Origin of the sequence: Cohaesibacter marisflavi (assembly GCF_900115225.1) — a bacterium.
In the GTDB taxonomy this organism is placed as follows: domain Bacteria; phylum Pseudomonadota; class Alphaproteobacteria; order Rhizobiales; family Cohaesibacteraceae; genus Cohaesibacter; species Cohaesibacter marisflavi.
This window is the reverse complement of sequence record NZ_FOVR01000009.1, coordinates 200,064-211,258: the sequence shown is the minus strand read 5'-3', so window position 1 is coordinate 211,258 and position 11,195 is coordinate 200,064. Positions and strand designations below refer to the sequence as shown.

At 52.4% G+C, this 11,195-nt stretch carries 9 protein-coding genes; 3 read left to right on the top strand and 6 right to left on the bottom strand.

The annotated features are described in order from the left end of the window. On the bottom strand, positions 1–1,316 hold a 1,316-nt coding region (gene cysN / locus BM258_RS16450), incomplete at its 3' end, for a sulfate adenylyltransferase subunit CysN (protein ID WP_090074120.1). Next, the gene (gene cysD / locus BM258_RS16445) at positions 1,316–2,215 is read right to left on the bottom strand and encodes a sulfate adenylyltransferase subunit CysD (RefSeq protein ID WP_090074119.1); all 900 of its coding nucleotides are present in this window, start codon (positions 2,213–2,215) and stop codon (positions 1,316–1,318) included. The genes cysD and cysN, both read right to left, overlap by 1 nt. Before the next feature lie 463 nt (positions 2,216–2,678). Between cysD and BM258_RS16440 the strand changes: the two genes are divergently transcribed. The 3 genes from BM258_RS16440 to BM258_RS16430 are packed head-to-tail and all read left to right on the top strand — an operon-like array spanning position 2,679 to position 6,008. Then, positions 2,679–3,512 carry an ABC transporter permease gene (locus BM258_RS16440; RefSeq protein WP_090074117.1) on the top strand — a complete coding sequence of 278 codons (834 nt, stop codon included), beginning with the start codon at positions 2,679–2,681 and terminating at the stop codon, positions 3,510–3,512. Beyond that, a complete protein-coding gene (locus BM258_RS16435) occupies positions 3,509–4,906 on the top strand; it encodes an ABC transporter ATP-binding protein (RefSeq protein ID WP_090074116.1) in 1,398 nt (465 codons plus the stop codon). Before BM258_RS16440 ends, BM258_RS16435 begins: the two co-directional genes overlap by 4 nt. After that, a complete protein-coding gene (locus BM258_RS16430; RefSeq protein WP_090074114.1) occupies positions 4,896–6,008 on the top strand; it encodes a KpsE/RkpR family capsule polysaccharide export protein in 1,113 nt (370 codons plus the stop codon). The genes BM258_RS16435 and BM258_RS16430 overlap by 11 nt, the downstream gene beginning before the upstream one ends. A 391-nt stretch (positions 6,009–6,399) precedes the next feature. Here the strand turns inward: BM258_RS16430 and BM258_RS16425 are convergent, their stop codons facing one another. The 4 genes from BM258_RS16425 to BM258_RS16410 all read right to left on the bottom strand — a co-directional run bounded on the left by BM258_RS16425 (position 6,400) and on the right by BM258_RS16410 (position 11,194). Next, positions 6,400–7,596: a capsular biosynthesis protein gene (locus BM258_RS16425; protein WP_175528120.1), complete on the bottom strand. Its 1,197-nt coding sequence runs from the start codon at positions 7,594–7,596 to the stop codon at positions 6,400–6,402. Between the two features lie 276 nt (positions 7,597–7,872). After that, positions 7,873–9,009 carry an SLBB domain-containing protein gene (locus tag BM258_RS16420; RefSeq protein ID WP_090074110.1) on the bottom strand — a complete coding sequence of 379 codons (1,137 nt, stop codon included), beginning with the start codon at positions 9,007–9,009 and terminating at the stop codon, positions 7,873–7,875. 268 nt (positions 9,010–9,277) lie between these two features. After that, on the bottom strand, positions 9,278–10,393 hold the full coding sequence (locus BM258_RS16415; protein ID WP_139229299.1) for a capsular polysaccharide export protein, LipB/KpsS family: 1,116 nt from the start codon (positions 10,391–10,393) through the stop codon (positions 9,278–9,280). 15 nt (positions 10,394–10,408) lie between these two features. Beyond that, a complete protein-coding gene (locus BM258_RS16410) occupies positions 10,409–11,194 on the bottom strand; it encodes an SDR family NAD(P)-dependent oxidoreductase (RefSeq protein WP_175528119.1) in 786 nt (261 codons plus the stop codon). Between the last annotated feature and the right edge of the window lies 1 nt (position 11,195).

Here is an 11,195-nt window from a genome sequence, read left to right as displayed (position 1 = left end):
GCACGGCGCAGGCCAAACCAGACAAGACCAGCCGCAACCGTCTGGTTGGAATAGCGGTCGATCAGGATGAAGGAGCCCGTATGCGGGTTCTCTTCATAGGTATCCATCGCCAGTGGCTCGGCAAAGGACATGTTGCAGAAGCCGATCTCGTTGAGATCCAGCGCCTTGCCCGCATCCTTGTGGGAGGCGTTGTTCACGTCAATCTTGTGCTTAAGCTCGGTAACCGTCGCCTGAACCTGCTGGTTGCCCATCTTGATGATATAGGCCCGACCAACCATCAGTCGGCTGCTATCCATCCAGATGAGATGGGCCGAGATCTGGTCGGTCACCTGCGGGCGATGCTGCGGCGGAGCCAAGAGATCGCCGCGCGAGATGTCGATCTCGTCTTCCAGCGTGATCGTGACAGCCTGTCCGGCTTCCACTTCCTGCAAATCCCCATCCATCGTCACGATGGACTTGATCTTGGAGACCTTGCCGGACTTGGCGACAACAAGTTCGTCCCCCACATGCGCCACACCAGAGGCCACCGTGCCCGAATAGCCACGGAAGTTGAGGTTCGGACGGTTGACCCACTGAACCGGGAAGCGGAAAGGCAGAGAGCGGTCTGCACTCTCGACATCGATATCTTCCAGATAGGACAGAAGGCTCGGGCCTTCATACCATGGGGTCTTGTCGCTCTTGACCACAACATTGTCGCCATAGCGGGCAGACATCGGCACCGCCATGATCGTCTCGAACTCGAACCCTTGCGCAAAGGCGTTATAATCCGCAACGATCTTGTCGAACACCTCCTGGCTGAAGTCCATCAGGTCCATCTTGTTGACCGCCAGCACCACATGGCGCACACCGATCAGTGAGGTGATGAAGCTGTGACGACGGGTCTGGGTCAGCACGCCCTTGCGCGCGTCAATCAGAATGACCGCCAGATCGCAGTTGGACGCACCGGTCGCCATGTTGCGGGTATATTGCTCATGCCCTGGCGTATCGGCGACAACGAATTTGCGCTTGTCGGACGCAAAGAAGCGATAGGCCACGTCGATCGTGATGCCCTGCTCCTGCTCGGCCTGAAGCCCGTCAAGCAGCAGCGCAAGGTCCATGTCGTCCCCGGTCGTGCCATGCTTGCGGCTGACCACTTCCAGCGCAGAGAGCTGATCTTCAAAGATCGTCTTGCTATCGTAAAGCAGCCGCCCGATCAGGGTGGACTTGCCATCATCAACACTGCCACAGGTAAGAAAGCGCAGAATGTCGCGGCTTTCCTGACGGGCAAATTGGCCGCCTTCCAGCGATGATTTCGAGGTTGTTTCCACGTCGCTCATCAGAAATAGCCCTCCCTTTTCTTCTTCTCCATCGATGCGGTGTCGTCATGATCAATCATGCGTCCTTCGCGCTCCGAGGTCCGGGCAATCAGCATTTCTTCAAAGATCTCTTCAAGTGTCGAGGCCGAGCTTTCAACCGCGCCCGTCAGCGGGTAGCAACCAAGGGTGCGGAAGCGCACCATCTTCATTTCCGGCACTTCGCCTTCATTGAGCGGCATGCGGTCGTCATCCACCATGATCAAGGTGCCATCGCGCTTCACGACAGGGCGCTCCTTGGCATAATAGAGCGGAACGATCGGAATATTCTCCAGCATGATATATTGCCAGATATCCTGCTCGGTCCAGTTGGACAGAGGGAAGACCCGGATGCTCTCGCCCGGCTTGGTGCGGGTGTTGAAGATGTTCCAAAGCTCCGGACGCTGGTTCTTCGGATCCCAGCTGTGATTTTCTGTCCGGAAGGAGAAGATGCGCTCCTTGGCGCGGGACTTCTCTTCATCGCGTCGTGCGCCACCAAAGGCTGCATCAAACTTGTGTGCGGTCAGCGCCTGCTTTAGCGCATCCGTCTTCATGATCTGCGTGTAAAGCGAAGAGCCATGGGTGAACGGGTTCACATTGTTCGCCCGGCCTTCTTCATTCGTATGCACGATCAGATCAAGGTCATATTCCTTGGTGATCCGGTCGCGGAACTCGATCATTTCCCGGAACTTCCACGTCGTATCAACATGCATCAACGGAAACGGCAAGCGAGACGGATAAAACGCCTTGCGCGCCAGATGCAGCATCACGGCACTATCCTTGCCGATCGAGTAGAGCATCACCGGATTTTTGAATTCCGACGCAACCTCGCGAATAATATGGATGCTCTCATATTCGAGGGCCTTTAAGTGAGTAAAATGCATTGGCGAACTCAACTAACTTCTGGGATTAAGCGACAGAGTTTACTGTCATACATGACAATGTATTCAGAACGTAAACATTGGGGCCTTTATATCGTTGTGCTTTGGTGTTTGTCTACCAATAGCCGTTAAAAATTCGGCAAGATCGGTTTTGCATTTACTGGGATGTTGCAGAGGCAAAAAGGCTGATGTTTTGTCTGAGTTTATCGCGGCACACTGTCGTGTCGTTGTATGGCAAATTTATGTCTCTAGGTGGCAACTCGCGTTGAACCCCTTGACGTTGCGTGAGCTGTGTGAGACGACACTTTAACTATATGGAATCATTGCTTCGGGTGAGACAAAATTTTACCTCAAATAGACTATAATATCATCTATATCCGGGACTTTATGCAATCACGTCCCTGAAGCCACCATTTCGATCGTCTCAGACTTTACTTATCGGCATGCGTGATCATGGAGAGCGGGTTTGAAGAATGTTAAGTTGAAATCCAAAGGCTTAGACAATAAAAGCGAATTCTATCTGTATAAGCGCGGTTTTCAAAAGCAGGTTTCCGCTATCTGGGCGCTTGTCTTCAAGGAATATAAAATCCGTCTGGGAAAGAGCCGGATTGGTCTGTTCTGGTCGCTTTTTGAACCGATTGTCGGAATGAGCATCATTACCGCGGTCTGGTGGGCCTCTGGCCGAACCAGTATTCGAGGTGTTCACGTGACCCTCTTTGTTGGCTGCGGTTTTATTGTTTTCAATACGGTCCGAAACGGGTTTGGCTATCTGGCGCATGCCATTCAAGCGAATATGGCTTTGCTCAATTACCCTCAGGTGAAACCTCTGGATACGATATTGGCGCGTTTCATTACCGCCATGTTTATGCATGCATGGGCAAGTGTCCTCTTGATTTTGCTGGTCTGGTGGCTGTTTGGCGCTGTGCCGGATTTCCCCGACCCGTTATTGTGTGTTGAAGTTATTCTGATTTCGATGTTGTTTGCCATGGGAATCGCAACTCCGCTGGCTGTACTGGGGACGCTCAATGAGAATATATTCAAGGTTGTTGGGATTGTGACGAGTCCGCTCATGATTATCTCCGGCGTTATCTTTTCGATTCTTGATCTGCCTGCAAATATCCAGACAGTTCTTGCATATAATCCCATTATCCATCTGACGAACGGTTTCCGGGCAGGCGCTCTGGGCGTACCTTTGTTTGCGGATTCAGATTTGTCTTACCCGCTTGAATGGGCTGTGATCGGTCTGGGGATCGGTTATGCTCTTTACTTCAAGTATCGTTTCAAGTTGCTGCAATCATGATCGAACTGTTCGAGGTTTCAAAATATTACCCGACGCCCAATGGGCGGCACTATGTTCTCAAGGATGTCTCCTTGGTCATTCCTGACGGAGCACAGGTGGGCGTGTTGGGGCCAAACGGCACCGGTAAGTCTACGTTGATGCGGCTTCTGGCCGGTGTTGACATGCCCAATACCGGAACGATCCGCCGGACAGGCTCCATATCCTGGCCAATGGGCTTAGCCAACTCGATGCAAGGGTCTTTGACGGGGCGAGAGAATGCTCGTTTTGCTTGCCGATTACAGGGTGTTCGGCGCAGAGACATGGATGCGATTATCGATGAAGTAAAAGACTTTGCGGAAATCGGTGATTATTACGAAATGCCCGTGCGAACCTACTCTTCTGGGATGCGCGCAAGGCTCAATTTTGCCATCGCGATGGCTTTTACCTTTGATTGCTATATCATTGATGAGCTGACCGCTGTTGGGGACAAGAATTTCAAGGAGAAAAGTGCCAAGGTTTTCAAAGACAAGCGTGCTGTTGCTTCCTTTATCAAGGTATCTCATAGCCTCAGAGAATTGCGCAATGAATGCAATATGGGGCTTGTGCTGAACAAGGGCAGCGCGGTCATGTATGACTCGATCGAAGAGGCTATCGAGGTCTATGAGCGAAATATCGGGTCGGAGTCTTCGGCGCCGAAAAAACGGCCCAATCAGAAGAGAATGCACCCCAAAAAAGGACCTCTTGCGCGCAAGAAACAAGCCGGGAACGGGCCGAATGCCGGTGTTAAGAGAGGTGTTGGGCCCAACGCCAGTAAGAATCAGGGAGCAGGCCCGAATGCGGCGATGAAGCAAGGCGGTGGGCCGCAGGCAAACAGGCTGCAAGCTGGTGGCCCGAAGGCCAGAATGGCACAAGGCGGCGGGCCTCTTGTCAATCAGAACTCTGGTGCGGGGCCGAATGCTGGTGAGGCGAGAGGCAACGGACCAAATGCAGCCAACAAACAGGCCACTGGTGTGAAGGCGGCAATGAAGCAAGGCAATGGGCCGCATGCGGATAGGCAGCAAGCTGGTGGTCCGAAAGCCAGAATGGCACAAGGCGGCGGGCCTCGTTTCAATCAGAAACCCGGAGCGGGGCCTAACGCTGGTAAGAATCAGGGCGCTGGTCCGAATGCGGCGACGGGGCGAAGTGACGGGCGCCCTGCAAGTCGGAAACAAGGCCCGAACGCCGGAATGAAGCCGCCTGGCGTATCCCGCGCGCATGAAACCGCAGAGCATGGCCCTCAGGCAGGCTTGCCGCGTGGACAGAACCGTCCCAATGCCAATATCAAAAATGGAGAAGGGCCGCATGGACCGGGCCCAGACCAGACCGGAACACCAGAGCGCCTAAAGCCACATATCGGAGCCAAAGATGATCAATGATATTAAGAGCAAATTGCCCGCTCTGAATCTGTCGCTATATCTGTTTCTTTTCGTTCTCATATTGCCCATAGTCATTGTGGCCATTTATCAGGGACTGATTGCGACCGACCGGTATGAGAGTTTGGCATCCATTTATATAACTGAAGCGAAATCCGAAAGCAGTCCGCTGGATCTTTCGATGCTGGGGCTCACATCTTCAACTGCGTCTGATCGCGATATTCTGGTTTTGAAAGCCTTTATCGAAAGCCCAACGCTACTTGATAAGTTGAATGATGATTTGGGGCTTCTGGACCATTTTGCCTCTTCGGACGCAGACTTCTTTTCTCGTTTGACAAAAGATACAGAACGGGAATACGCGCTTGAATATTATAACGAGATGGTTACGGCCACTCTGGATGAAGAAGCCAAGCTGCTGGAAATTTCCGTTCAAACCTTCGATCCTGCCTATTCGCAGAAAGTTCTTGATCGCATTCTGTACCACTCCCAGAAGTTTATTGATAATCTGAACGAGAAGGTGTCCCGTTCGCAGTTGCTTTTCTTTGAAGGTGTGGTGCAGCAATCGGAAGAAGAGTTGATGCAGGAGAAGAAGGTTCTGCAGGAATTCCAACAGAAGAACAAAATCTTCTCAACCGAAATTGCTTCGCAAACCATTGCTGGAACCATTTCCAGCCTTGAGCAGCAATTGGCTGCCAAGCAGGCGGAAATTACCTCTCGTCAGGGGACACTTGGTGAGAATTCACCTACCCTGATCAGGCTAAGGGCCGAGAGTGAAGCGCTCAAGCACCAGATTGAAAAGGAAAATGAGCGTCTGGCAGGTGGCTCGGGGCGTACCCTCAGTGAAATTGATTCTGAATTCAGAGATATCAATCTCAGGATCGAATATAAGACGCTGCGCTATAAATCACATTTGGAGGCGCTTGAAGCCGCGCAGTTGGAAACTGCACGACGTATGCGGTTTTTGACCATCGTGTCTGCCCCAACCATGCCAGAAGCGTCTCTCTATCCGCGGAGAGGGTATAATATTCTGACCGGCGCAATTATCGCTCTGATGGTTTATTTCATGGTTTCGGTGTCACTTGCCGTGATGCGCGAGCATGCCTAGATGACATCATCCGATGTAGGCACCTTGCTGTGACAGCAAGATCTGCATCATAATTAAATCAACGCCCTGCTTCGTTATCGGAAGTGGGGCGTTTTGCGTTGCTAGGTGATGATGGCAGGTTTAGCGAGGCGCTTGTTGCAGAGACCCTCTTTCTCGAGGGGGATTTTTGGAGGGGCTCCGGTTTCTCAAGGTGAAGGATAATTTAGGGCGCTCATGCTGCCTTAATGCTTCACGGGTGTTGGACTGACGTTGGCGCGGGTCATCTTGGCCAAGATGGCTGACTCATGTGTAAGACCAAGTTTTAGCGACTGTACCAAACGAGATGCAAGGCAAGCGGTAGGGGGCTTTGAGACGTGAGGGCGAGACCTGGAGACGTCTATGACCCAGACTATCAGGTTGCCTTCGCTGCTGGCGGGTTCACGAACACCGGCAATCGATCCGGTGATACCTCTTTGGGCTCGACAGGGTCGATTTCCACTGTAATGGGCTTGGGCGCATAAAGGGGTGGCTCGTTCGCTACCAGCGTCGTCAGTCTCGGGGGCATTTCTTCAAAGGCGTCAAAGCCGTTGACTTTGCGTTCGATGAGGTTGTTGGCAAAGGCGGGCACTGCGGCCTTGTTTCCCTTGGTCGTAAAGAAATTGCCCTTTACCTGAATGCTGGCCGCAACGGCTTTCACAAAGTCTCTGACGAAAGCGTCGTTCGGCAACTGCGGGTGCGTCCAGAAACTGTCCAGACTGCCCTGATGGGTCAGGCCCTCAATATCGAAAATGGCGTGGCCCAGAACCTTGACCGGACAGCCGGAGCGGACCGAATGCAGACCAACGGTGCTGTTGATCATGACGCAGCCCTTGGCGTGTTTCAGCATGAATGTCAGGTTGCCGCCAACAATAAAATGTACGCGTTTGGACACGCCAAGTTGCTTGGAAATTTTCTTGATGAAGGGGCCCCAGCGTTCCAGTCCATTGTCCAGAGGATGCGCCTTCAGGATCAGGTCTGTGCTCTTGTCAGAGGTTCTCGCAAACGAGCGAATGACCTGTTCGATTGCGCGCTTTTGATGAGAAAATGGCGCATTCGAACGAAGCTGATAATCGCTTTGCAGCTGAAGAGAAAAGATGAAAAATGATCGTCTTTTGCGCCCGAGTTGGGTGACCAGCTTGCGAGCGGCTATGTGTCGGCGCTTTTCAAGGAAGAGACCGGGAATGCCTGAAATATATTCGACCAGCGGATTGTAATACCGATCCGCTTTGTAAAAAGGATAGAAGAACCACAGGAAATAACTGAGCAGATTGTAGGTAACCTCGTAGAAGATCTCGCGTGGCTTGGTATAGGGATATTTCGGCTCAAAGTCAGGCTCATCGGCCTGATTGGCAATTGCGCTGATCTTTTCGGGTTCCGTCGGGAAATGGGAAAAAGCCGACATGCCGCCTCTTTCCAGAGTGATCCAGTCAGGGCGGAGATAACCGAATTCGAAGGCGTAGGTCGGGATATCGAGATCCGCTGCAACCTTTGCCGCTATTTGGTGATAAGGCTTTCGGTCTGCGTAATAAATGATGTCAGTAACGCCGTGGGTCTGGATGAAGCCCCGCAAATACTGTTCCCATGACGAGAAGGGCTTGCGGAAGTTGTGAGATTTTCTTCCCCACCACAAAATGGCATCGCCAAGGCAGAAATTGATGCGAAGCGCTGTGTGTCCTTGATCTTCAAGGTGATTGGCTACATTCCTGGCAAAGAACGAGGGGTGACCCTGAAGAAAGAGAAAGACTCTCTTTCCATCCTGTTGGGTAGGATTTTTCAATTCCTGGGTCACGCGAACACCATGAGGTCAAAAATTTAACTATAGGTTCGTTGATTGTTTAAAGTGACCTTAGTCGCTAAAAACTTCAACCTTATTTCCGGTCGTTGCTATGTTTCTTACAGATGAAGTCGCAAGATTCATAAGTTGCAGGATCTTGCCGATTTCGACAGCACGCGCATTTGAAACGAATACCGAATCCTTATCCTGCAGATGGAAGGATTGCGCATAAAAATACGACTGTGCGTGCTTCATGTTAATACGATAAATAGTCGGAACTTTGCCACGGACCTGATGGGTGTAGCCAATGTTCAAAGTATCAAGAACTTTCGGGTCTTCGTAGCGGAAGACAAAGACACCTGTCGCATCGGCTCGGTTGTCATTCAGACCACCTGCTGCTGCAATGGCTTCCAATACAGAGATCGTTGATGAATCGAATGTATAGACAGATGGCTTCTGGACTGCGCCGAGCACGGTGTAACGTTGCGGATCATGGGAAAGATAGATCCGGTCGCCGCGTGACACATAGATATTCTCGTCGGGCTGATCAATCACTGTTTCTAGCAGCTGGACACCCTGACGGGAGCCGCGCATGAGCGTGATATAGGTTTCGCGAGCCGGGAATTTGGTGCCGCCAGCCTGCGCAACGACGTCGAGTAGACGAACGCCTTTGGATGACAAGGGATAAAGGCCCGGCTTGGTCACGTCACCACTGAGGGTAACGACATTGTTCTCGTTCTGAACGACATTCACCATGGCTTGAGGCTGAATAGCCTTGCCCTGCAGGCGCTCTACTACGAGATCCTGAATTTGCAGAGGGGTCTTACCCTTGACCTTAATGGTGCCAGAGTAGGGCAGAGAGATCTCGCCCTTGTTGTCCACGACGACTTTGGGGAATTCGGCCCGGTTGCCTGAGCTGCCTGTGAAGAGGCCACCCTGATCAGCTTCAAAGACGGTGATAGCCAAGATGTCACCGGTACCAACAGTGGATATCGGCAGGCGATGGCTCGTGGATTTGAACTTGCTATGCAGACCAACGGGGTTGAAACGGGCTAAGCCATCGACAACTTTCGAATCGACGTCAACCACAAGATAGTCATTCTGGGTGCTTTGCTTCTCAATTTCAGCAGATAGGGGCCCTTCTCGTGGCGTAAAAACGCAACCAGCCAAAGAAGCAGAAACTATCAGAGCAAGAAGAATTCTAAGCATGGGTATATAACTCGTTGGTAACAAACGGGAATAACACCCCCGTATGAGATCTGCGCGTCAGCTTTTGCATCATGCTTTAGCCACGATACAAAAATAGCATAAATTAAATCAATCAGTTAATCCTGTTTAGCAACATTTTTGAACCGACAGTTGCACAAACACCACGTTTGGTTTGAAACACATATTCATCAATGCCAATCTGGATATCACTGATAACGCTTAATTTCAACGGTATTAAGCCTTTTACTGCAGTAACTCCCAGTCTTTATCAGAGGCCAAGTCTGAAGGCGAGCCTGGCAATTTGCAGCATTATTCCATCCTTAGCCGATCCGGCTTTATTATTCCTTAACCTTGAAAGCTGATCGACCGTCTCTTCTGCCTCACAATATTGGAAGGTGAGGGGGGAAACATAGTGCGGATACTTGATCATGGCCAGATAGACGAGTTCATCAAGGGAACGCTTTGTGGTGCGGCGCAGGCAGCTGGTTTTATCCTCGCTGATACCCCAGCCGGCATAAAAAGGCAGGCCATGCACGACCACATGTTTGTTGCGCAACAAGGCCTCAAAACCGGACAGAGAGCTGATCGTGTGCAGAGAATCACACTGTTCGATCAATTGGATGATGTCGGTATCAAGCTCTATCGCGTCTGCATATGCCAACATCTGCGCGTCCGAGAGGTTGCCATCGCGCAGGCCATTGGTCACGTCGGGGTGGGGTTTGAAGGTGATATGGGCATCGGGGTGATGGCTGCGCACCCATTTGAGCAGTAGCAGGTTTGGATTCTCGCCCGAAGCGAGCGCCAGACTATCGCTGCGACTTTTCTGGATGGAGGCATCATCGCTGACCTGACCGGGCACGAGAATGCGCAAGGCGTCTGCTGGGGTGCGCCCCGTTTTGGAGAGGTTGAAAGATGCCTTGTTGCCAAGGTTGTATTTTGAGACACCCAGATCGACGACTTTTTGGCGGAAGGCCTGCCCTCGCAAGCGCTCTTCAGCGCTAACAGTATCCTGTTCCAGCATAGTTTCCAGATCGCTGGGTTGGGACGGATCGTAATAGATGCCGCTTGCATCCATGATCAGAGATGCTGCCGGAGTGAAGGCTGCGCCCAGCCCGACGGAGCGGATAAAGCCGTCTTCCACATTCACGATTGCAACACCCTCAGCGTTGCAGGCTGCGCGCTGCTCCGGGCTGAGGCGGGTGGCCCAGGCAAACAAACTGGCATTGCTAGCCTTGGCAGCTTTGAGGGCGCGTTTGAAGGAGCGGATAAAGCGTGGCTTTCCGGGCAGAGGAGCAAGCATGCCTGCCATGGATTTCCTGTTCCAGAATCCGACGCCGTAAATCACGGCCGGTCGCTGCATCCAGTCTCTGGTCTGATTTGCCACGATGAAAGGCTCTCCCTATTCAGGCCGGTCATCACGTGCGACGTGATAGCGGAAAGGTCTGTTGACCCGGCGTCTTAGCCAACCGGGAAGGAGGTTGCTCACCAGAATGAGCCAGTAAAGATGTCTTGGGAAAATGATCCGGGCACGTTTCTTGTCGATGCCTTGGCGGATGATCTCTGCGGCGCGAGGGGCTGGCATCAAACCGGGCAGGGCGCCAACCTGCATCTCTGTCTGCTGGCTTTCGATATGGCCGGGATAGACAATGCTGATTTGCACGCCATGGTCGGCGAGATCTTCAGCCATCGACCGGCCCCAAAAGGCAAGGCCTGCTTTGCTTGCGCTATAGGCTGGGCTATCGGGTTGCGGCTGGATGGCTGCGAGCGAACTGATGAGAACCAGATGGCCTGAGCCTCTGTCCTTCATGCCTTGCGCGCATTGATCCAGAAACTGGATGGTTCCTAACAGATTGACGCTAAGTTGTTGGTTTTGTTCAGCTCGTGGCTCGAGCATACCGTTTGCCTGTCGTCCGGAATAAACCCCGGCATTGGCGATCAGCAGATCCGGCAGGCCGATGAGCTTGATCTCTGCCAAGGCCTCATCAATGCTGGCTTCGCTGGTAAGATCCAGAGGGATGCAGCTGACCTTGGCTCCAGACGACCGGCAATCCGAGCAGACGCTCGCCAAGGCTTCCTCCGAACGAGCGGTCAAAATGAGATCAACACCCGCAGCGGCGTAGGCGTGCGCCAGTGCCGCACCCAGTCCGCGACTGGCTCCAGTGATCAATATGGAGCGCGTGCGCATG